Source organism: Variovorax sp. RA8, assembly GCF_901827175.1.
Lineage (GTDB): Bacteria > Pseudomonadota > Gammaproteobacteria > Burkholderiales > Burkholderiaceae_C > Variovorax.
The window spans coordinates 141,709-162,363 of record NZ_LR594662.1 but is presented as its reverse complement, the minus strand read 5'-3'; the positions used below and the strand labels follow the sequence as shown (position 1 = coordinate 162,363).

19 protein-coding genes are annotated in these 20,655 nt (G+C 70.0%); 11 read left to right on the top strand and 8 right to left on the bottom strand.

From position 1 onward, the window contains the following. The first annotated feature begins 12 nt into the window (after window positions 1-12). Together E5P3_RS00745 and E5P3_RS00740 are read left to right on the top strand one after the other, a co-directional pair. Entirely contained in the window at window positions 13-1,038 is a 1,026-nt protein-coding gene (locus E5P3_RS00745) for an AAA family ATPase (protein WP_162584245.1), read from the top strand. 23 nt (window positions 1,039-1,061) lie between these two features. Then, window positions 1,062-5,990, top strand: a complete 4,929-nt coding sequence (locus E5P3_RS00740) for an SAV_2336 N-terminal domain-related protein (RefSeq protein WP_162584244.1) — start codon at window positions 1,062-1,064, stop codon at window positions 5,988-5,990. A 55-nt stretch (window positions 5,991-6,045) separates the two neighbouring features. Here E5P3_RS00740 and E5P3_RS00735 read toward each other — a convergent pair whose 3' ends face one another. Together E5P3_RS00735 and E5P3_RS00730 are read right to left on the bottom strand one after the other, a co-directional pair. After that, on the bottom strand, window positions 6,046-7,122 hold the full coding sequence (locus E5P3_RS00735) for an extracellular catalytic domain type 1 short-chain-length polyhydroxyalkanoate depolymerase (protein WP_162584243.1): 1,077 nt from the start codon (window positions 7,120-7,122) through the stop codon (window positions 6,046-6,048). Between the two features lie 22 nt (window positions 7,123-7,144). Beyond that, entirely contained in the window at window positions 7,145-7,567 is a 423-nt protein-coding gene (locus E5P3_RS00730; RefSeq protein ID WP_162584242.1) for a CopG family transcriptional regulator, read from the bottom strand. Window positions 7,568-7,780: 213 nt separating this feature from the next. On the opposite strand from E5P3_RS00730, the gene E5P3_RS00725 reads away from it, so the two are divergent. From E5P3_RS00725 to E5P3_RS00715, 3 genes are all read left to right on the top strand, one after another. Continuing rightward, on the top strand, window positions 7,781-8,239 hold the full coding sequence (locus tag E5P3_RS00725) for an adhesin (RefSeq protein WP_162584241.1): 459 nt from the start codon (window positions 7,781-7,783) through the stop codon (window positions 8,237-8,239). Window positions 8,240-8,402: 163 nt separating this feature from the next. Then, entirely contained in the window at window positions 8,403-8,828 is a 426-nt protein-coding gene (arsC, locus tag E5P3_RS00720; RefSeq protein WP_162584240.1) for an arsenate reductase (glutaredoxin), read from the top strand. A gap of 346 nt (window positions 8,829-9,174) precedes the next feature. After that, window positions 9,175-9,771 carry an ATP-dependent Clp protease proteolytic subunit gene (locus E5P3_RS00715; protein WP_162584239.1) on the top strand — a complete coding sequence of 199 codons (597 nt, stop codon included), beginning with the start codon at window positions 9,175-9,177 and terminating at the stop codon, window positions 9,769-9,771. Between the two features lie 135 nt (window positions 9,772-9,906). On the opposite strand, the gene E5P3_RS00710 is transcribed toward E5P3_RS00715, so the two are convergent. Continuing rightward, window positions 9,907-10,098: a hypothetical protein gene (locus E5P3_RS00710; RefSeq protein ID WP_162584238.1), complete on the bottom strand. Its 192-nt coding sequence runs from the start codon at window positions 10,096-10,098 to the stop codon at window positions 9,907-9,909. On the opposite strand from E5P3_RS00710, the gene E5P3_RS00705 reads away from it, so the two are divergent. Next, a complete protein-coding gene (locus tag E5P3_RS00705; RefSeq protein ID WP_162584237.1) occupies window positions 10,091-10,429 on the top strand; it encodes a hypothetical protein in 339 nt (112 codons plus the stop codon). The genes E5P3_RS00710 and E5P3_RS00705 overlap by 8 nt on opposite strands. A gap of 11 nt (window positions 10,430-10,440) precedes the next feature. Here E5P3_RS00705 and E5P3_RS00700 read toward each other — a convergent pair whose 3' ends face one another. Then, entirely contained in the window at window positions 10,441-11,286 is an 846-nt protein-coding gene (locus E5P3_RS00700) for a plasmid replication/partition related protein (protein WP_162584236.1), read from the bottom strand. 151 nt (window positions 11,287-11,437) lie between these two features. Here E5P3_RS00700 and E5P3_RS00695 point away from each other — a divergent pair, with 151 nt between their 5' ends. After that, window positions 11,438-12,532: a response regulator gene (locus E5P3_RS00695; protein ID WP_162584235.1), complete on the top strand. Its 1,095-nt coding sequence runs from the start codon at window positions 11,438-11,440 to the stop codon at window positions 12,530-12,532. Between the two features lie 38 nt (window positions 12,533-12,570). Here E5P3_RS00695 and E5P3_RS00690 read toward each other — a convergent pair whose 3' ends face one another. Continuing rightward, window positions 12,571-13,383 carry an IclR family transcriptional regulator gene (locus E5P3_RS00690; RefSeq protein WP_162584234.1) on the bottom strand — a complete coding sequence of 271 codons (813 nt, stop codon included), beginning with the start codon at window positions 13,381-13,383 and terminating at the stop codon, window positions 12,571-12,573. 113 nt (window positions 13,384-13,496) lie between these two features. Here E5P3_RS00690 and E5P3_RS00685 point away from each other — a divergent pair, with 113 nt between their 5' ends. Genes E5P3_RS00685 through E5P3_RS00670 form a run of 4 tightly spaced genes read left to right on the top strand, consistent with a single transcriptional unit; the run spans window position 13,497 to window position 17,948 of the window. Beyond that, window positions 13,497-15,053 (top strand): AMP-binding protein, encoded by a 1,557-nt coding sequence (locus E5P3_RS00685; protein WP_162584233.1) that lies wholly within the window; start codon window positions 13,497-13,499, stop codon window positions 15,051-15,053. A 32-nt stretch (window positions 15,054-15,085) separates the two neighbouring features. Further along, window positions 15,086-15,913, top strand: coding sequence for an enoyl-CoA hydratase/isomerase family protein (locus E5P3_RS00680; protein WP_162584232.1), 828 nt, complete (start codon window positions 15,086-15,088; stop codon window positions 15,911-15,913). A gap of 12 nt (window positions 15,914-15,925) precedes the next feature. Continuing rightward, complete coding sequence (locus tag E5P3_RS00675) at window positions 15,926-16,702, top strand: SDR family oxidoreductase (protein WP_162584231.1); 777 nt, start codon at window positions 15,926-15,928, stop codon at window positions 16,700-16,702. A gap of 19 nt (window positions 16,703-16,721) precedes the next feature. Next, entirely contained in the window at window positions 16,722-17,948 is a 1,227-nt protein-coding gene (locus E5P3_RS00670) for an ABC transporter substrate-binding protein (protein ID WP_443083223.1), read from the top strand. 42 nt (window positions 17,949-17,990) lie between these two features. On the opposite strand, the gene E5P3_RS00665 is transcribed toward E5P3_RS00670, so the two are convergent. The 3 genes from E5P3_RS00665 to E5P3_RS00655 all read right to left on the bottom strand — a co-directional run bounded on the left by E5P3_RS00665 (window position 17,991) and on the right by E5P3_RS00655 (window position 20,576). Continuing rightward, window positions 17,991-18,329, bottom strand: a complete 339-nt coding sequence (locus E5P3_RS00665; RefSeq protein ID WP_162584230.1) for a hypothetical protein — start codon at window positions 18,327-18,329, stop codon at window positions 17,991-17,993. A 155-nt stretch (window positions 18,330-18,484) separates the two neighbouring features. Continuing rightward, complete coding sequence (locus E5P3_RS00660; protein WP_232072931.1) at window positions 18,485-19,591, bottom strand: DnaJ C-terminal domain-containing protein; 1,107 nt, start codon at window positions 19,589-19,591, stop codon at window positions 18,485-18,487. Between the two features lie 121 nt (window positions 19,592-19,712). Further along, window positions 19,713-20,576: an alpha/beta fold hydrolase gene (locus E5P3_RS00655; RefSeq protein ID WP_162584229.1), complete on the bottom strand. Its 864-nt coding sequence runs from the start codon at window positions 20,574-20,576 to the stop codon at window positions 19,713-19,715. Window positions 20,577-20,655 lie beyond the last annotated feature (79 nt).

The window sequence follows — 20,655 nt, the reverse complement described above, 5'->3', positions numbered from 1 at the left end:
CGAGGACCCGACATGGCCACCTGGAAGATCTACGACCCGGATGCCAAGCCTGCGAAGAGCAAGGTGAAGCTGCCCGCCCCGCCGCCCTGGCGCCAGCCTGGACCGCGACGCCGCGCCGTGATCGCGAGCACCTTTCGCGCGACCGACGAGGTCCGCGACGCGGTCAATGTCGCGCTGCACCTGCGCCGGCCGCTGCTGATCACCGGCAAGCCGGGCACGGGCAAGAGCTCGCTGGTCTACTCGGTGGCGCAACAGCTCGGGCTCGGCGAAGTGCTGGTGTGGCCCATCAACTCGCGTTCGGCGCTGCAGGAGGGCCTCTATCGCTACGACGCGCTGGCGCGGTTGCAGCAGATCCAGCAGCAGCAGGCGCGCTCGGCGGCCAAGCCCGAGAGCGGGCTGCCGGCGCAGAAGACCGCCAGGAACGCGGTCCGCGCGGCCGCCACCGCCGCCGCCACCGCAGATGATCTCGACGAGCTGGGCGCCTTCGTCACGCTCGGGCCGCTCGGCAGCGCGCTCGCCGCGGCCGATGCCCCGCGCGCGCTGCTCATCGACGAGATCGACAAGAGCGACGTCGACCTGCCCAACGACCTGCTCGGCGTGCTCGACACGGGCTCGTTCAGCATTGCCGAGTTGCAGCGCGTGGCCGCGCGCCAGCCCGACGTCGCGGTGCGCTCCATCGAGGGCAAGCCGGTGACGGTGCGCAAGGGCGTGGTCAGCTTCAGCGAATACCCGTTCATCGTGATGACGAGCAATGGCGAGCGCGATTTCCCGGCGCCCTTCCTTCGCCGCTGCGTGCAGTGCACATTGCCCGATCCGGACGAGACCCAGCTCGCCAGCATCGTGCGCGCGCATCTGCCGGCGATGGCGGGCGACCCCCAGATGCAAGACCTGCTCAAGGAGTTCCTCGGCCGCCGCGAGCAAGGTGCGCTGGCCACCGACCAGCTGCTCAATGCCCAGTACCTGAGCCCGCAGCGCCAAGGCCTGTCGAAGGAGGAGCAGGAGCGCATCCTCGACGTGCTGTTCAAGAGTCTCGACTGACGCAGAGCCCACGGAACCCACGCATGGCCCAGACGACCGCACCTGCACCGGGGCCGCAGGACTGGCGGCGGCGCTTCACCGAGGCGCTGCGCCTGCTGGGCACCGACATCGCTGGCGCCGATGCGCTGGAACGTGCGGATGCACTGTGGCTCGCGCGGCTCCTGCCCGTGCCGGCAACGCCCGCCGGCGTCCCGGCCAAGCTGCCCACGGCGGGCGCCGGTGCGCACGCGGGCGGCACGCCCGCGGCGAAGAAGTCTTCTTCGGCAGACCGGCACCATGGCGGCGACCGCACCGAGCGTGACGGCACGCCGCAGCAGTTCGGCGGCAGCACCTCGCTTTTCGTGGCGCAACCCGGCAAGGAGGGAGAGGAGCAGCTCAGTGCGCGCCGCGTGCAGGTCCCGGTGGCCGACGCCTTGCCGGGCCGCGCCGCGATCGAGCGGGCGCTGAAGCCTTTCCTGCGCAAGCGGCCGTCGGCCAATCGGCGCGTGGTCGACACCCAGGCCACCGCCGAGGCCAGCGCGCAGGCCTGCGCGGAACTGCTGGCCGGCGCGGCGCCCGGTACGCGCGCCTATGCGCTGGTGCCGGTGTTGCGGCCGGTGGCGGAGCGCTGGTTCGACGTCGTGCTGCTTGCCGAGCGCGACGAGGCGATGCTTGCCTTCGAGGACACGCTGATCGAGTTGCGCAACCTGCTCGCGCGCCACGGTGCGTTCGGCCAGGTGAGGTTGTGGCGCTGGTCGATCAAGGCGGGTGCGGTGAATGTGGAGTCGCCGTCGGGCATGCCTTGCGCGCCGCGCGCGATGCTGCAATCGCAACGGCCACTGCTTGCGCTGGTGTTGACGCATGGCGCGTCTGCGCAGTGGGAAGGGCCCGTGCTGCGCAAGTTCGTGCGCGACCTCGGCGCGCGTTCGGTGCTGGCGATCGTGCAGATGCTGCCGCCGAAGGCCTGGGGCTTCACTGCGCTTGGCGAGGCGCCCGAACTGGTCCGCGCGCGCGAGCGCGGCAGCGTCAACCGATTGCTCCAACGGCTCGACGTGTGGCGCGGCGGCTTCCGCGATCGCGGGGGCCTGGACGCCGTGCCGATGCTCTCGCTGGACGCACCCGCGCTGGAGGCGTGGGCCGACTTCGTCATGTCGCCGCGCCTGCTTCAGCATGCCGCCGTGTCGCTCGAAGACGACCTGGCGTCGGTGCTGCCGCCGGGCGTGCCGGCCGCCGGCGCGGCGACCGCGCCCGCCGGTACGCCGGAAGCCGCGCGCGAACGCGTGCTGCGCTTTCGCGCAATCGCATCGGCGCAGGCTTTCGCCCTGCTGCGCCTGCTGGCCGGCACATGGATCACCCTGCCGGTGATGCGCCTGCTGCTGCATTCGCTGCCCGGCCCGCGCTCCCTGGCGCCGGCTGCCGAGGTGTTGCTGTCGGGGCTGCTGGTGCGCGTTTCGCCGCCCGGCGGTGCACCGCAGGACATGGTGTTCGACTTCGTGCCCGGCCTGCGCGAATGGCTGCACGGGTCGCTGTCGGGCGAGGAGCAGCGCCAGGCCAGCAGCGCGATGGCGGAATCGCGCGAGGCGATCCGGCGCTTCGTCGAGGCCAAGAGCGGCGTCAAGCTGGCCAGCTTCAGCGCCCTGCTCCGGGACCCGCGCGGTACCGAGTTCCTGCCGGCGTCCGCGCGTTCCTTCCTCGAGCTCTCGCGCCGCCTTCGCGCACTGCGCGGGGGTGGCGCGTCGATGCCGGGGATCGAACGCGGCGGGGTCCATGTGCAAGGGGCAGCCGCCGAGCTGGGTGCGCTTCGCAATTTCCCGCCGCTGATGGAAGGCCTGGTGCCAAGGCCCGCGCTCGAGGATCGGCTGGCCGAGCGCGTGCTCGCGCTGGCATCGGGTGGCGTGTTGCGCCTGCGCGCGATGCCGGGCGCGGGTGTGCGCACGCTCCTGGGCAATGTGCTGCGGCGGCATTCGGTCCGCTCGCGCTTCGGCGGGGGAATCTGGTTCGACGTCGACCCGCCGGCCGAGCCCGCAGCGGCCCACCTGCAACGGCTCGTGGTCCGCTTCGGCGCAAAGGGCCGGGTCGGCGGCGACACGTGCATCGACGTACGCATGCAACGCCAGGGCGACATCGATGTCGGCCACCTGGACGCCACCGAGGCCCAGGCCCATCTGGTGCAGATGGGCCTGCAAGGTACGGAGGCGAGGGATCTGTGGTCCGTGCACCAGGGCGTGCCCTCGCTGGTGCCGATCGTGGGCGCCGGCTGGCTGCGCGGGATCCGCCGCTGGCCGCGCCGCGATACCGAGCGCCCGGAGTCGAACTACGGCGCACTCAGCCTGAAGGTGCTGCGCCAGCTGACTGCGGCAGAGCGCGACGGGCTGATCGTGATGTCGGCGCGCCGCCCCGGCTACCCCGATCGCAAGACCGGCAGCGAAGCCCTCGCGGTGCAACTCGCCTGGCAATGCCGCACGCCGGATGGCACCGCCGCCACGCTGCACCCGGCGGTGTCGCAGTTCCTGCAGAGTGCCTACCGAGAAGAGGTGCGCGCGGCCCATGAAGGCATCCTGGGCGAACTCACGCTCGGCACCCCCACGCCGCTTCTGCCGCCGACCTATCTGCGCGACCACCTGCTGCATCATGCGATCGCCGCCCGCGGCGCGGAGGGTGCGCGCCGCGTGCTGTTCGACCGCCACCTGCTCGTGCAGATCCTGCACGGCGACCGGTCCCGGATGCTGCGCGCGCTGGCGCCGCTGGCACGCAAGGACAGGCAGCTGGCCAGGGTGGCCGACGAACTGCAGTCGGGCGCGCCCATCGACGTGCTCGCCGACCACGCGCGCGAGGGCCTTGCGCCGGCGCCCAACTGGCCGGCGTGGCTCGGCCTGCCCGAGCTGCGCTTGCGCGAGACCTTCGGCATAGGGGTGCGGGTGGCGATCATCAGCACCGGCGTCGATGCCACGCATCCTGAGCTTCAGCATCTGGTCATCGACGGCGCGCGCACGGATCCGCAGGGCCATGGCACGGCCGTCGCGAGCGTGATCGCAGGGCGCTTCGTCGGCATTTCACCGATGGTGCGGCTGCAGTCCTACGCCGCACTGGACGCGCAGGGCCACGGCGCGACCAGCACCGTGCTCAGGGCCGTCGACGCCATGCTGAACGTGCCGCCCGATGAACGTCCGGACATCCTGTGCGTGCCGCTCGGCATGGGTTCATCGGATGGCGCGATCGCTCACGCCCTGCGCCTGGTCGCGGCGCAGGACATCCTGGTGGTGGCCGCGGCCGGCAACGAGGGCGCGCAGGAGCCCGTGCAGTTTCCGGCCTCGATGCCCGAGGTGCTCGGGGTGGGCGCGCTGGACCAGGAAGGACGGCCGCTCGGCTTCAGCAATCGCGCATCGGCGACATCGGAGGGCAATCTGCAGAAGGAGGGTCCGGATCTTTGGGCGCCTGGCGCCAATGCGTTGGCCGCCGTGGGTGCGGGAACGCGTGGCGACTCAGGCGGGCCGGTACTGCCGCCGGCGCGCTACACCACGATGTCGGGCACGTCGTTCTCGTGCGCAGCGGTCGTGGGCCTGGCAGCCCGCTACATGGAGATCACCGGGCTTCGGGGGGCGGCACTTCGCGGCTTGCTGCTGGCGCATGCCACGGAGGAAGGCCGTGCGAGATACGTGCCTGGCATCGGCAAGGCGGCCGGGAACGCGCCCGAAGCGTTGCCCTCTTCCGCGCGGCAATTGGAGTCTGCGGTCGCTGGCGAGGACGTGGTTGCCATCGAGACCTCCGACGGCGCCACGTTGATCCTGCACCCTGCGAATGCCGCCGAGCTGTTTCGCCGCGAGGGCAACGCAGATGCCCAGCGCTCCGGCGGCCTTGCGCAGCCATCGCCGCTCCTCTCGCGCATCGAGGTCCTGGGCGGCGTCGTGAAGGACCCAAGCGCCACGCTGGCCGAGGCGCTGCATCGGCTCGATGCCCAGGTCGACGCCGGGTTGTACGCGTTGCGGCCCGACTCGCTGGCAGCACTCAAGGGCAGCCCCACCGCCGACTCGCTGGCATGGGAGTTTCCGGGCGGCGTTCCGATCCTGGTGTTCGTGCACGGAGTCTTCCTCACTACGGCCAGCACGTTCGGCGCGTTGTGGACCGCGCATGACCAGGCACGCCATGAGTTGTTCCGCGCCTATCGAGACCGGGTGTATGCGCTGGACCATCCGACCCTCGGCGTCAGTCCCGTCGCCGCCGCTCTCACGCTCGCCAGGGCTCTGCCGTCCACGGCGCCGGTGCATCTGGCGACGCATTCGAGCGGAGGGCTGGTGGCCGAGGTGCTGGCGCGCGTTGCCGCGCAGCCCGCGCAGATCGAGCGTGTCGCTTCGACCTTTTTCTCCGCCGATGCCGATGCGGCCGACCGCCGCGCGCTGCTGGAACTGGGAAGCGTGATGCGCGAGAAGCACGTCAGCATCGATCGCGTGGTGCGTGTGGCCTGCCCTGCGAAGGGCATCAGGATCGAGGAAGAGCGTCTCGACATCTGGCTGTCGCTGCTCAGGAACGCCCTCCGGCTTGGGCACATCTCCACTCAGCCCGCCTTGGAGGCCTTCCTCGTGGAAGCGGTCCGCTCCCGCACGGGGCCCTCGAGGGTGCCCGGGATCGCATCCCTGCTGCCCGACGCGCCGCTGATTCAATGGCTCAACAGCCCGGTCGAACCCTTGCCGGGCGATCTGCGCGTGATTGCCGGGAACACGCGGGGCTTCGGCAATGCGGCCTGGGTCGAAGTCCTGGGAACCCGGGGCGCCTCCTGGGCGGAGAGCGACCTGGTGGTGCAGACCGCTTCCATGTACGCAGGCGCGCGACGGCGCGGAGGCTCGAGCTCCTGGCTGGCCGAGGGCCTGGACGCAACGCACTTCAACTACTTCGGCGGGGCGCCCAGCGCCCGCGCCTTCGTCGATGCATTGGTCCTGGACCAGCCGACCCTCTTTCAGCCCTTCGAGCCATCGTGAAGGGACCGAGCGCGCTTTGAGCGCGGCCGGCAGCGCCACACGTGCAACGCACGACTCAGTGCATCGGCTTGCGCGAATGCTCGAAGAAAAAGCGCAGCATCTCCGCGCTCGCATCCGGCCCGCGAACATCGGTATAGGAGCCCTTGGTGCTGCCGCCCGCCCACGCATGCGGCGCGCCGTGCACGGTCCAGTGCTCGGCAACGACCCGCCCGTCGGCTGACCGGTGCAAGCGGCGCGTCGCGGCGCGGGCGCCGTTGGCGTTCAGACGCTGGACTTCGACCGTGGTCGTGTTTCCGACGCTGGCGGCGATGACCTGTTCGCCATTGCTCGCATGGACGGTCGCGTCGGCATCGCCATGGAAGACGATGGTGGGCATGCCGCTGGAAGCGCGGCTTTGCAGGGCACCGCCTTTCTTCATCGCCATCAACGCAGCCGGCAGGTCGGATGCGACACCGGCCGCCAGGCCGGAGTGGACGCCGACGGCTGCGTACAGATCGGGATAGGCATCGCCGAGGATCGCGGCCATCGCGCCGCCGGCCGACAGCCCCGCAACATAGACGCGCTGCGGGTCGATTGCGTGTTGCGCCATCACCGACTGCGTCATTCCGGCCAGGAGCGCCGGTTCTCCGCGACCGCGCTTCTGGTGGCTGTGCTTGAACCAGTTCCAGCACCCCTGGGGGTTGGCCTGGCGCGACTGCGCCGGATACAGCACGTAGAAGCCGTGCGCCAGTGCGGCTGCGTTCATCGCTGTGCCGGCCGCGAAATCGTCAGGGTCCTGGGTGCAGCCGTGCAGCATCACGACCAGCGGCAAGGGGCCTCGGCCCGCCTCGGGCGGGATGTAGAGCTTGTAGTCGCGGCGGCTGGCCGCGTCGGCAAAACTGCCGGCGATGAAGCGGCCGGGTACGGAGACCTCGTCGTACGCCCCGGGCGCATCGTCGACGATGCCGGCCGGCGAGCCCTCGGGCACTTGCCTCGCCTCGACATCGATCGCGCCGCCTGTTTCGCGGGTCGTCGGCTGAACCGGTTCGAGCCCGCGCAGCGCGGCCTGGATCGCGGCAGTGGCCGCCTGCAGGTCACCGGCGCGGGTCAGACGGGTTGCTTCTGTCATCAGGTGCTTGAGGTCAAAGTTCATCGGGGTCCTTCGGGTTGATGGGTCAGCGGATGCGGGCGGCCAGTGCCGCCTTGACGGCCGGGCTCGCGTGGAGCGCGCCCAGTACCGTGATGGATTCGATGGTGGCAAGTGCGAGCGCCGGCGTGACATCGGCCGCGATCACGGCCAGGCCGAGCACCCGGATCTGCAACTTCTGTCCGGCCGCTTGAATGGCCTGCAGGCCGGCGGCGTCGTAGTGCTGGATTCCGAGCACCAGGGACTTGCTCGACACGACCTGGCGCACGACGTCGACCTGCGTGGCGAGCTGGTTGCGTATGGCGGTGCGGATGAGATCGGTGCGATTGGCATAGAAGCCTTCCTGCACGAGCAGGTCGATCTGGCCGAGGTCCACGCAACCGACGTTGATGGTGATCTTTTCGTCGGCCGGCCTGGGCGAGGCCGAGAGGGAAGCGCTTTTTCGTGGCATATCCCATCCTAACACCATCCAAGTGGATGGTCAAAGCGGGAAAAACTGCAACGCATGAGCGACACATCTCGCCGACGGCCGGCTCCCACGCCCTCCAGCGCCGGTTCCCCACACGGTGCGACGCGGACGCTTCCCTATGGTCCACCCGGACCGGCGCCCAAGCCGGTTCTCTCTCTGTCAGTGACCATTCATCAACGAAAGGGACCGTCACACATGAAGCAACAACACCCGAACCGCATCGCTCTCGGCGCCCTGCTCGCGGGCCTGCTGGCCGCCGGCGGGTTCGCCAACGCGCAAAACGTGCAGACACCGAAGGTGGGGGTCGGCGTCGGCGTGCAGGCGGACGTCAACGCATCGGGCGACGCTGCGGCCGCACCCGGACAGCAACAACGCCAGCAGCGCGGCAGCCGTGCCGCAGGGTCCGCGCAAACCCGGGCCGGTGCGAGCGCGGGTGCCGACACCGGCACCAGCAGCACGCCGGCGAGCACGCTGGGCAGCACGGTGGGCGGCGTCGGCTCCACGCTGAGCGGGGGGGTGCAGGGCGCGACCAGCGCGGTCGGCGGCGCCACCAATGCAGTGGGCGGCGCCACGAATGCGGTGAGCGGTGCGGTGCCGGCCCTCGGCGGCGGCGCCAATGCCGCCGGCTCGGGCGCGATCGGCGTGAGGAAGTAAGCGAAGGAAAGGAAGAGCCCGCGGCGCGCGCGTCGCGGTGCTTTTTTCTCTGGTGCTTGCGCGCTCTCGTCACATCACGAGGGCATGCTCGAGGACATGAGCACCGTGGGCACCATAGGCAGGTCCCAGGCGCGGCATTCATGCATTGTTCGAGAATCCCCCCATGTCCGAAGTCACCATTTATCACAACCCCGCCTGCGGCACCTCGCGCAACACGCTCGCGCTCCTGCGCCACGCGGGCATCGAGCCCACGGTCATCGAATACCTGAAGACGCCGCCCACCCGCGAGCAGATGCGCGAGATCGCGGCCGCCACGGGCCAGCCCCTGCGCGCGCTGCTGCGCGAGAAGGGAACGCCCTACGCGGAGCTGGACCTCGGCAACCCGAAATGGAGCGACGACGAGCTGCTCGACTTCATCGCGCAGCACCCGATCCTGATGAACCGCCCCATCGTCGCGACACCGCTGGGCACCAAGCTCTGCCGCCCCTCGGAGGAAGTGCTGGAGATCCTGCCCGTGGGCAGGATCTCGCCCTTCACCAAGGAAGATGGCGAGTCCATCGAGGACAGCGGGGCGCGCCGCACGCGCTGAGGCGCGCGTGGAGCGACGACGTGCAAGGCCACGCCGTCGACGCAGGCCACTTCTTTCCAGAGGAAGCGCCCCGCCCGACGGCCGAGGCCTTGCAGCGCTTCTTTCCGGCTCCCTGACTGACAAGCAAACGAAGCACGCGCGGCGGCACGTGCGGGGATCGGTGTGTGACAGCCTGGCGAGATGCCCGATCCCTGGGCTCGATTGTGGACAGGTGCGCGCGTCCTGGCGATCCCGCGTTCACGCGATGCGCCTGCGGGAGCGGCCCTCATCGCACGACGCGCCGCGCGATGCGGAGGTAAGCTGCCTGTTCGTCATGGCACCTCATCCAGTCAAGGAGCAACACGACATGGAAACCCCCGAAGACGCACCGGACACCCCGACGGGCGAGCCGCGCAGCAGTTCCTACCTCGAGGAGAAGGCCTTCAAATCGCGCACGCTGCTGATCTTCGGCGCGATCACCGACGCCTCGGCCCGCGACGTGACGCGGCGCCTGATCGCGCTCGACGCCGACAGCGACGCGCCCATCGACATCCTGGTGAGCTCGCCGGGCGGGCACCTGGAGTCGGGCGACACGATCCACGACGTGGTGCGCTTCATCGCGGCCCCGGTGCGCATGATCGGCACCGGCTGGGTCGGCAGCGCGGCCACGCACCTGTACCTGGCGGCGCCGCGCGAGCGGCGCTTCTGCCTGCCGAACACGCGCTTCCTGATCCACCAGCCCAGCGGCGGCGCCGGCGGGCCAGCGAGCGACATCGCGATCCATGCGCAGGAGATCCTCAAGGCCCGCGAGCGCATCGCAAGGACGATCGCGCGGGAGACCGGCAAGTCCTTCGAGGCGGTCATGACCGATATCGAGCGCGACCGCTGGCTGTCGGCGCAGGAGGCGGTGGAGTACGGGCTGGTGTCGCGCATCATCGAGCGCAAGCGCGAGCTGAACGGCTGAGCGCCGCTGCGGCTACGTCAAACGGTACGTGTCAGGCAGCCTCGAGGAGCTCGATCGTTGCGAGCTCTTCGGCAAGCTCTTCCTTGGCGATGGCTGTCTCATAGTCCTTCTGAAGCTTCGTCCAGAAGCTGTCGCTCAGCCCGACCGCGCCCTGGCGTTCTCGAAATCGGCCACGCTCACGAATACATGTGAAAACATTTCTGTCTCCTTGAAGCCGCACGGCAACGGCGGGATCATCGCATCGCGGCCGGAAGGCTTGCCCTGCCTTGCAGCCTTCAGATAAGGTCGTTCGTTTGCCAGACGCCTTGTCCCTGTCTTGATGAACAAGCCCCTCCTGACATCGCTCGTCCTCGCCGCTTGCTGCGCGGCCGCCCTTGCACAAGCGCCGAAGCTCCCCGTCGAGAGCAACGACGAAGGTTCCATCTACGTCAGTCCGAACTTGTCCCCGACCGAGAAGGCGGCGACCGCGAACGGCGGGACGCTGGGCGTGCAGCGAAAGGACGGCAGCGGTCTCTACGGCGGCATGGACACCTCCGGTGCGCGCCCGAACTACTCGCTCGGCGCCAGCACGGGCGGCGACGTCTCCTTTTCCGCCGGCGCGCACTCGGATGGGAGGGACAACAAGGGCATCAAGGCGGGCGTGAAGATCCGCTACTAGACCCTCCCGCTTTAGAAGGGCGCCGGCAGCTCGGCCCCCTCCTCGGCATTGCTCGACGCCTGCAGCGCCGCCAGTAGACGGCGCAGCGACTCGTTCTCGGCCGTGAGCTCGGCGACGCGACGGCGCAGGGCCTTCAGTTCGTCGTCTCCGGGTTGCGCGCCTTCCTGCGGCGCATCGGCCGAATCGTCGCGCGGCTTGCGCTTCGATTCGCGCACGCGCTTGGCCGCCTGCTTGAGCTCGTCCTTGCCGGCGACCACGGCGGCGACCTGTTCCTCGGCCGGCAGGGTGGCGACGGCGGCCGCGGCGTTGATGGAGATGGTGCCGGACTTGACGGCCGCGACCAGCTCGGGCGCGGCCTGCTTGCGGATCTTCTCGATCATCACCACCTGGCTGCTGCTCAGGCGTGCCGCCCTGGCCACGGCCTCGCGGCTGTCGAGCGGGGCGGGCGGCGCGGCGCTGTCGTTGGCCTCGGCGGGGACTGCGCTCGCCGGGATGTCGGGAGTCGGCGCCGGGCTGGCCGCCGCACGGGCGCGCCGCTCGGCCACGATCTCCTTCTTGCGCAGCGCCAGCACGCCGCGCTGGAAGTCGGAGATGCTGCGGCGGCCCAGGTGCTGGTCGATCATCCACAGGTGCACGTCCTCGAGCGAGCGGAAGCGTGCGTTCTGCACCGTCTGGAAAGGCAGGCCGTGCTTGCGGCAGATGCCGTAGCGGTTGTGGCCGTCCACCAGCACGTCGCCCCACAGCACCAGCGCATCGCGGCAGCCTTCGGCGAGCAGGCTGCGCTCCAGCGCTTCGTATTCCTCGGGCGTCAACGGGTCGATATAGGCTTTGAGTTCTTCGTTGACGACAATGTCCATGGCGCGCGAATCAGGGGCAGGGAAAGGGCCCGCATTGTAGAGACGGGGCACCGAGCCATCGGCGGGCACCTGCACGCGGTCGCTGCTGACGGACCGCGAGCCGGGACGACGGCATCTTCCACGCGTGCCTCGTCTACAACAATCCAGCGCCATGGACAGCCCGGCCTCTTCGACCGCCGCCCGCAAGCCGGGGGCGCTGCTGGTGCCCGGTTGGGACGACGACCACCGCGAGCGCTACCGCGCGCTGGCGAGCGACCTCTGTGCGCAAGGCTGGGCCTGCCGGTTGGTCGACCTGCCGAACGAGCGCTGGTCGCCGGCCGAGCGGGCAGCGGTGACGCGCGAGGACAACCTGCAGGATGTGCTGGCGGCGTACGACGCGCTGGCGGCCGAGCCGGAAGTCGACCGCGACGCGATCGGCATGGTGGCGGTCAGCTATGGCGGCTACCTCGCCGCGTTCGCGAGTGCCCTGCGCCCGGTGCGCTGGCTCGCGCTGCGCGCCCCGGCGCTCTATCGCGACATCGGCTGGACGACGCCCAAGGAGGAGCTCGACAAGGACGACCTGGCTGCCTATCGGCTGCTGCGGCTGCGCGCCAAGGACAACCGCGCGCTGGCCGCCTGTGCCGGCTTCCGGGGTGATGTGCTGCTGGTCGGATCGGGCAGCGACGACACGGTGCCGCGCCCGGTCATCGAGAACTACGCGGTGGCCTTCGCGCAGGCGCGCTCGCTGCAGGTGCGGATGCTGGAATGCGCGGACCATGCCCTCTCCCATCCGGCATGGGATGCGGAGTTCCGGCTTTGCCTGTTCGACTGGATCGCGCAGCGGCGCGCCGAGCTGGCCAGCGGCACCGCCGCCGCCCGCGTGCCGGCATCGACACGCAAGCTGCGCATCCTGGTGGTCGAGGACGATCCCGACATGCTGGCGGTCACGCTGGAGCTGCTGCGCACGCTCGGCCACTGGGCCGCGGGGGTGAAGAGCGCGGAGGTGGCGATCAACCGCTTTCTCGACGGTGCCTTCGACGTGTTGATGGCAGACATCAACCTGCCCGCCCTCTCCGGGCTCGAGCTCGCCCAGAAGGTGCAGCGGCAAAGCGGCTTTCCGGTGATCTTCGCGACCGGCCTGCCGCGGCCACCGCGGCTCGCGCCCGGCACCTTCTGGTTGCAGAAGCCCTACACGGTGGAGCAGCTCGAGAAGGTGCTGCGCGTCGCAGCCGCTCTCGCCCCCGCCCGCGACGGCAGCGCGCGCTGAGGCTCGTCGGTTCGCCGGCGGTTGCCGGGCTCCGACCCTCAGCCCAGCGCCAGCCGCTCGTGCTGGTGGCCCAGCGTGCGTGACAGGGTCTGCGCCGCCTCGCGCAGCGCCTGCGCGACCGGGCCGTTCCAGCGGTGGTCGAAGCCGGCCTTGTAGCCGAGCACGGTGATGGCGAGCACCAGGCGCCCGCGGTCGTCGAGCACCGGCGCCGCGAAGGCGCTCATGCCTGCCATGAAGTCACCCATGGCGCGCGCCATGCCGCGCTCGCGCACCTGGTCGACGGTTTCATCGGTCTCGGCCGGCTCTTCGCGGTTGGCGGACGAGGCCAGGTAGGCCTCCATCTGCTCGGGCTGCAGGAAGGCCGCGAACACGCGCCCCGTCGCCGAGCGGTAGAGCGGAAATACCGAGCCCAGGCCGATGTTGACCATCACCGGCCGCGCCGGCTGCTCCCAGCGCACCACCGTCGGGCCGAAGCTGCCCCAGACGGAAACCGCGACCGTGTGGCCCAGCGACGCACAAAGGTGCTCGGCCGCGCGCGTGGCGAGCGAGACAGGCTCGAGCGTCGCGAGGCACGACAGGCTGAACTCCAGCGCCACCGGGCCCATGCCGTACAGGCCGGTCTCCGGGTCCTGCGCCAGGAAGCCGGTGCGCACAAAACTCACCAGGTAGCGGTGCGCCTTGCTGGGCGCGATGCCCGCCTGCTCGGCGATGTCGGTGATCTTCATCGGGCGGCGATGGTGGGCCACGATCAACATGAGGTCGAGGCCGTTCTCCACCGACTGCACGCCGGCCTTCGGGGCCGTGCTGGCGCCCGGTCGCTTCCGGCGGGCGGGGGATGCGGAGGTGCTCATCGGGGGCGACTGTACGGGATGGCGGGGTTCGGGTTGTCCTCGGATTGACATCGGCGCCTCGGCGCATTTACGCTAAACGAAAATATTTTCCGCATTTCGTAAAGGTATTGGAAATGCTGACAGGAGACATGCTGCGCCGTTCGGCACACCGGTTCCCGGACAAGACGGCCATCGTCCTGCGCGGGCCGCAGGGCAGCGAGCGCGTGCCCTACCGCGAGCTCGATGCCCTGGCCGACCGCGTCGCGCACGCGGTGCTGGGCCTGGGCCTGCCCCGCGGCGCGACCGTGTCGATGCTGTGCCGCAACCTGTCCGCCTACGGCGCCGTGTTCTTCGGCGTGGCGCGCTCGGGCTGCGTGCTCAACAACATCTCGATCCTCTATGCGCCGGAGGAGCTGGCCTACGTGCTGGCCAAATCCGACACCCGGGTGCTGATCTACGACGCGCAGTTCGCCGACAAGGTGGCGGCGGTGCGCGAGTCCTGCCCGGAGATCCGGCACTTCGTCGCGATCGGCAGCGGCAGCGCCGAGGTGCCGGGCGCCATCGCATTCGAGCGCTTCATCGACGGCCAGCCGTCGATGCCGCCCGAGGTCGCCATCGACGAGCGCGACCCCTTCTGCATGACCTACACCGGCGGCACCACCGGCCATCCCAAGGGCGTGCTGATGAACCACCGCGCGCGTGCCATCACCGCCCACACGGTGGTGGTGGAAGAGCACCTGGAGGCGGGCGACGTGGTCGCGATCGTCACGCCGCTGTTTCACGTCGCGGCCCTCAACATCATGTTCCAGCCGGCCATCCTGGTCGGCGCCACGACGGTCTTCGTCACGCCGTGGTCGCCGCAGGCCTTCATCGATGCGGTGGAGGCCGAGCGCATCACTGCCACGTTCATGGTGCCGACCCAGGCCAATGCGCTGGCCATGCTGCCCGACCTGGAGCAGCGCCAGCTCCAGAGCTGGACCAAGCTTTCCTTCGCCGGCGCGCCCATGCCCGACTGGGTTCAGGTGGAACTCATGCGCAAGCTGCCGCAGTTGCGCCTGACGCAGATCTACGGCCAGTCGGAAATGGGCGTGATCGCCGCCCTGCCCTGGCAGCGCGCGCACGACAAGCTGGGCAGCGTGGGCCGCCAGCCCTACAACGTGGACGTGGCGGTGCTGCGCCCCGACGGCACGCCCGCCGCCGCTGGCGAGCTGGGCGAGGTGGCCTCGCGCGGCGACAACCTGATGATCGGCTACTACGGCGAGCCACAGCAGACCGCCGAGTTCTTCCGCCTCGGCAACGGCTGGGGCCTGTCGGGCGATATCGGCGTGATAGATGCCGAGGGCTTCATCACGCTGATCGACCGCGCCAAGGACATGCTGATCTCGGGCGGCGAGAACGTCTACCCGAAAGAGATCGAGCAGGTGCTCTACGAGCTGCCCGAGGTGGCGGAGTGCGCGGTCTTCGGCATTCCCGATGCCAAGTGGGGCGAGGTGCCGGCCGCCTACCTGCAGCTCAAGCCGGGCTGCACGCTGGAAGAGGCGCGGGTGGTCGCGCAGTGCGAGCAGAAGCTCGCGCGCCACAAGCGGCCGCGGCTGGTGCGCTTCGTCGAGGGCTTTCCCAAGACGCCGATCGGCAAGATCCAGAAGAACCTGCTGAAGGAACCCTACTGGGCCGGAAGGAAGAAGATCTGAGCTCTCTTCCCATCCCGACAAGGACTTTGAACATGGCCAACGAAAACCCCTACGCGCACTACAGCGCGCTCACGCTGAAGCCCCACCCCAACGGCATCCTCGAGGTGGTGATGGGCGCCTCGCAGAGCGCCAACAAGAAGCTCTCCACCGCCGACCACAACCTGCACCGCGAGCTGGCCTCCATCTGGAGCGACATCGACAAGGACCCGGCCACGCGCGTGGCGCTGATCCGCGGCGAAGGCAAGGGCTTCTCCGCCGGCGGCGACCTGGGCCTGGTGGAGGACATGGCGAACGACTTCAATGTGCGTGCCCGCGTCTGGCGCGAGGCGCGCGACCTGGTCTACAACGTGATCAACTGCGGGAAGCCCGTGGTCTCGGCGATGCACGGCCCGGCCGTCGGCGCCGGGCTGGTCGCGGGCCTGCTGGCCGACGTGTCGATCGCCAGCACCACGGCGCGCATCATCGACGGCCACACGCGCCTGGGCGTCGCGGCCGGCGACCACGCGGCCATCGTGTGGCCGCTGCTGTGCGGCATGGCCAAGGCCAAGTACTACCTGATGCTGTGCGAGGCGGTCTCGGGCGAGGAGGCCGAGCGCATCGGCCTGGTCTCGCTGGCCGTGCCGGAGGACCAGTTGGTGGCCAAGGCCTTCGAGGTGGCGGAGAAGCTGGCCGCCGGTTCGCAGACAGCCATTCGCTGGACCAAGTACGCGCTGAACAACTGGCTGCGCCTGGCCGGGCCCACTTTCGACAGCTCGCTGGCGCTCGAGTTCATGGGCTTCTCGGGGCCGGACGTGCAGGAAGGCATCGCCTCGCTGCGCGAGAAGCGCAGCCCGAAGTTCGACCCTTCCTGCCCCTTCTAGAAGAGACCCGCCATGGACCTCGGCATTGCGGGCAGGACGGCGCTGGTACTCGGCGGCACGCGCGGGCTGGGCCTGGCCTGCGCGCGTGCGCTCGCCGAGGCAGGCGTGCGCGTGCTGCTCAATGGGCGCGATGCCGCCCATGGCGAGGCGACCGCGCGCGGCCTGTCGGCGCAGGCCCGGTTCGTGCCCGGCGACATCGGCGACGAGAACCAGCGGGCGCGGTTGATCGAGGCCGTCTCGCGCATCGGCGTACCGTCGATCGTGGTCACCAACGCCGGCGGCCCGCCGGCGGCGCCCTTCGAGGAGACGAAGCTCGCCGCCTGGCGTGCCAGCCACGAGACCAATGTGATCGGCCCGCTCGAGGTGGTGCGCGCGTTCCTGCCCGCGATGCGGGCGGCGCGCTTCGGGCGCATCCTCAACATCACCTCCTTCGTGGTGAAGGAGCTCTATCCGAACATGGCCCTTTCCAACAGCCTGCGCGTGGGCCTGACCGGCGCGATGGGCTCGCTGGCCCGGGAGGTGGCGCCGCACGGCATCACGGTCAACGGCCTGTTGCCGGGACTCATGGACACCGGCGCGCTCCAGCGCGTGATCGCCGACCGCCAGCGGCGCACCGGCCAGGACGAAGCCGCCGTGCGCGAGGACATGGCCCGCAGCATCCCCATGCAGCGGCTGGGCACGGCGGAGGACTTCGGCGGGCTCTGCGCCTTCCTGGCCTCGGTGCACGCCAGCTACATCACGGGCCAGAACATCTGCGTGGACGGCGGCCTCACCCGCAACGTGATCTGACAACGAAGGAGACATCATCGTGAACAGAATTGCAGGGGCATGCGGCGCCGCCGCCCTCGCCATCGCCTCGATCGCGCAAGCACAGGCGCAGGGAGATGGCATTTCCGACGGCGCGGTGCGCATCGGCGTCATCACCGACATGGGCGGCGTGCTGTCGGAGCTGTCGGGCCGCGGCTCGGCCATGGCGGTGAAGATGGCGGTGGAAGACTTCGGCGGCCAGGTCCTCGGGAAGCCGATCGAGGTGCTGGAAGTCGACCACCAGAACAAGGCCGACATTGCCGCCAACAAGGCGCGCGAGTGGTTCGACGTGCAGAAGGTGGACATGATCACCGACCTCACCAACTCGGCCGTGGCCCTCGCCGCGGTGGACATGGCGAAGCAGAAGAACCGCATCGCCATCATCAATGGCGCCGGCGCGCTGCGCCTCACGAACGAGAGCTGCACGCCCAACAGCATCCACTACGCGTGGGACACCTACGCCATGGCCAACGGCACCGCCCGCGCGATCGTCAAGAAGGGCGGCGACAGCTGGTACTTCCTCACGGCCGACTACGCCTTCGGCCAGCAGATCGAGCGCGACGTGACGGAGGTGGTGACCTCGGCCGGCGGCAAGGTGGTGGGGACCTCGCGCCATCCCTTCAACGCGAGCGACTTCTCGTCCTTCATGGTGGCGGCCAAGGGCTCGGGCGCGAAGATCATCGGCCTGGCCAACGGCGGCAGCGACACCGTCAACGCGATCAAGTCGGCGCAGGAATTCGGCATCGACCCGGCAAAGCAGAACCTGGCCGGCCTCGCGGTGTTCATCACCGACATCCACGGCGTCGGCCTGAAGGCGGCACAAGGCGTGATGCTGACGGAGGCCTTTTACTGGGACAGCAACGACGAGACCCGCCAGTGGTCGCGCCGCTTCTTCGAGCGCATGAAGAAGATGCCCACCGCGATCCACGCGGCGAACTACTCGTCGACGATGCACTACCTGCGGGCGGTGCGCGATGCCGGCACCGACGCACCCGGCACGGTGATGGCGAAGATGAAGGCCACGCCGGTCAACGACTTCTTCGCGAAGAACGGCCGCATCCGCGAGGACGGCCGGATGGTGCACGACATGTATTTGATGCAGGTGAAGACGCCGGCCGAGTCGAAGTACCCGTGGGACTACTACAAGCGGCTGGCGGTGATTCCGGCGGCGGAAGCGTTCCAGCCGCTCGCGAAGTCGGCGTGCCCGCTGGTCCGGAAGGGGTCCTGATCCTGCGCGGTCTCGCTGCGGCCTGCGCGTGGTTCGACCGGCCTAGGCCGTGCCGGTGGCCTCATCCTGGCCGAGGTCCAGCTCGCGCGCGTGGTTGCTGCGCACCCAGCTGACCAGACCAGCCTCGGCGTTGCGGGCCTGCCAGGCGCGAAACTCCGGATCGACCGACAAGCCGTCGACGACCTGGGCGAATGCGAGGGCGTTCTCGAACTGCACGCTGAGCACGTAGTTGCCCAGCTCGCCGGCGGTGATGGCCCACAGCCGCGGGCTTGGCGCCCCATGCTTGCGCCAGAGCGCCGCGCCCTGCTCCATCGTCTTCATGATGGCAGCCAGATCGGCACTCGGGTTCGGCTTGAAGACATAGCGGGCTTCGTAGGCCATGGCGCCTCCAGTGTGTACATGCGGGGAGCCGACCATTGAAGCACCGCCGGCCCGCTGGTGCAACACGCATGCCACGAAGGTCCCGAGCACTTGCAACGCCGCAGCGCGCCCGTATCGGGAGGACGACCACCGAGCAGTTTCAGTGATTCAGTGGACTAGCCTTGAAGGCCGCGCTCCCACGCGCGCAGCCCGCGGTGCCACGCCTGGAGCCGTTCGTCCGCGGCCCCACCGGCGCCGGAAGTCGTGGCGCAGAGCTGGTCGAGCAGGATCTGCTGGTCGGTGCTGAGCCGCTCCGGGAAGACCGGCACCAGCGTGACCCATTGGTCGCCGCGCGCGCCGCGGCGCTCCACCGGAAATCCCTGGCCCTTCAGGCAGTAGGCCAGCCGGCCGCGGCTCAGCTGCAAGGGCTGGAGGCCGGTGAGGGTCGGCACCTGGAGCTGCTTGCCCGCGATCCAGGCAAAGCCATCGACCGGGATCTCGCAGCGAAGGGTGCCGTCATCGTCGAGCTTGAAGAAGGCATGGTCCAGCAGCTCGACGCGGATTTCGAGATCGGCCGGAAGCCGCTCGGGGCGCAGGCGCCGGCCGTCGACGTGGAGCAGGTCGCCATGGCGCAGGCCATGCGGAATGCGGACCTTGAGCTGGTAGCTGCGCGGGGCCGCCTTCCCGGTGCTCCTGCAGGCCGCGCACGGCTGCCTCGCGATGCCGCCGCCGAGGCAGGCCTCGCATTCGACCAGGCCGGTGGGCCAGCCGAAGAAGGAGCGCTTGGGCACGGCGCCCGAGCCGCCGCACCGGACGCAGTGGCCGCCGAGCACCTGGTGGCCCGCGCCCGCGCAGGTCCGGCAGGTCTGCGTGACCTTGCCTCGCAGCACCTTGATGCAGCCGGCCGCGGCCTCCTCGAGCGTCAACTTCACCTTGCGGTAGATGGGCCGCCGCTGCCGGGCCGTGCCGTCGCCGTCGCCGTCGCCGTCGCGGTACGCGGCCGGGTCGCCATCGCGCTCGTCGTCCGCGCAGCCGGGATCGGTTGCCGAAGCGGGCGTCGTGACATCGGCTTCGGCGGCCGGTGCTTCGGGAGCGGCACAGAATCCGGCGCGGCGGATCTCCTCGAAGGCCTGGTTGATGCGCTGCATCCTGGCGACGGCATCGGCGCTGTCGTTGCGGTCCGGGTGCCACTGCGAGGCCAGCCGGCGCCATGCCGCCTTTACTTCGCGCTCGCTCGCGCCGGATGCCAAACCCAATTCGGCGAAAGCGTCGTCGGTGCCCAAGCGCAGGTCCTCGATGCGCCCCGCCGTCCCGGACGAAGGTCCATGGACGCGGCAGGAACGTCAGCGCGAATGCTATCCGACGGTGGTGGCGTGCAGGCAACAGAACACACCGGCCGGGCCGCTATGCGCCGGCGTTCGTGCTCGGTGCATGCGCATGTCCGGACCGTTCGTGCGCCTCGGCCGCGCGGCCGTGCGCGAGGAATTCGGCCACCGCGTCATTGACGACGTCGGGATGCGTCACCGGCCCCATGTGCCCGAGAGCCTCGAACTCGACCACGCTCGCATCGGCCAGCACGCCGGTCAGCAGCCGCGCGACGCCGCGCGCCGAGGCCGGCGATTGCGCGCCCGTCATGTACAGCACCGGCACCTCCAGCGCGCCGAAGGCCTGCAGCGGCGTGGGCTCGGAAAACAGGGCGCGGGCCCAGCCGGCGACATTGGCCATCGACGACGCGATCGGCGCGCGGCGGGCCTCGGGCATGCGGCGCCAGCTGCCCGCGCCCATCCAGTAGTCGATGAAGCGTTCCGCGGCGGCATCGAGGTCGCCGGCCGCGACGGCGGCCGCGGCATCGGCGGCGGCGAAGCGGATGCCGTTCGCCGCCTCCTGCCCGGGCGCCTCCTGCTCCAGCAGCGAGAACAACGTAGGCTCGTACAGCGCGATGGCACGCACCCGGTCGGGCCATGCGAGGGCGGCCATCAGGGCCACGGCGCCGCCGTACGAATGGCCGACCAGGCAGAAGGGATTGCCGGCGGCCGCGAACACCGGCTCCAGCAGCGCCACCTCGTCGGCCAGCGTCACGATGCGGTCGGCCGGCCAGGCGGGACTGCGGCCGGCCCCGAGCGAATCGGGCGCGAGCACATGCCAGCCCGCGGCCAGTCGCTCCATCAGTCCGCGCCACTGCGCGCAGCTGCTGGCATTGGCGTGGAGACAGACCACGCCAGGGCCGGCGCCGCCTTCGCGGAAGTAGGGAACAAGGGCTTGCTGCATGGCCTGAACTGTGACGCGCCCAGGGCGCGGCGTCCTGCTCCGGCGTCTGCGGCGCCTGCCTCATCGTCCGCTTGTCCGT

Bases quoted from the DNA above. Each gene is read 5' to 3' on its own strand.
- E5P3_RS00730 (WP_162584242.1), bottom strand. From the start codon at position 7,567: ATGCCACGAAAAAGCGCTTCCCTCTCGGCCTCGCCCAGGCCGGCCGAC.
- E5P3_RS00700 (WP_162584236.1), bottom strand. From the start codon at position 11,286: ATGGACATTGTCGTCAACGAAGAACTCAAAGCCTATATCGACCCGTTG.
- E5P3_RS00745 (WP_162584245.1), top strand. From the start codon at position 13: ATGGCCACCTGGAAGATCTACGACCCGGATGCCAAGCCTGCGAAGAGC.
- E5P3_RS00685 (WP_162584233.1), top strand. From the start codon at position 13,497: ATGCTGACAGGAGACATGCTGCGCCGTTCGGCACACCGGTTCCCGGAC.
- E5P3_RS00715 (WP_162584239.1), top strand. From the start codon at position 9,175: ATGGAAACCCCCGAAGACGCACCGGACACCCCGACGGGCGAGCCGCGC.
- E5P3_RS00655 (WP_162584229.1), bottom strand. From the start codon at position 20,576: ATGCAGCAAGCCCTTGTTCCCTACTTCCGCGAAGGCGGCGCCGGCCCT.
- E5P3_RS00695 (WP_162584235.1), top strand. From the start codon at position 11,438: ATGGACAGCCCGGCCTCTTCGACCGCCGCCCGCAAGCCGGGGGCGCTG.
- E5P3_RS00740 (WP_162584244.1), top strand. From the start codon at position 1,062: ATGGCCCAGACGACCGCACCTGCACCGGGGCCGCAGGACTGGCGGCGG.
- E5P3_RS00705 (WP_162584237.1), top strand. From the start codon at position 10,091: ATGAACAAGCCCCTCCTGACATCGCTCGTCCTCGCCGCTTGCTGCGCG.
- E5P3_RS00735 (WP_162584243.1), bottom strand. From the start codon at position 7,122: ATGAACTTTGACCTCAAGCACCTGATGACAGAAGCAACCCGTCTGACC.
- E5P3_RS00725 (WP_162584241.1), top strand. From the start codon at position 7,781: ATGAAGCAACAACACCCGAACCGCATCGCTCTCGGCGCCCTGCTCGCG.
- arsC (WP_162584240.1), top strand. From the start codon at position 8,403: ATGTCCGAAGTCACCATTTATCACAACCCCGCCTGCGGCACCTCGCGC.
- E5P3_RS00665 (WP_162584230.1), bottom strand. From the start codon at position 18,329: ATGGCCTACGAAGCCCGCTATGTCTTCAAGCCGAACCCGAGTGCCGAT.
- E5P3_RS00675 (WP_162584231.1), top strand. From the start codon at position 15,926: ATGGACCTCGGCATTGCGGGCAGGACGGCGCTGGTACTCGGCGGCACG.
- E5P3_RS00690 (WP_162584234.1), bottom strand. From the start codon at position 13,383: ATGAGCACCTCCGCATCCCCCGCCCGCCGGAAGCGACCGGGCGCCAGC.
- E5P3_RS00680 (WP_162584232.1), top strand. From the start codon at position 15,086: ATGGCCAACGAAAACCCCTACGCGCACTACAGCGCGCTCACGCTGAAG.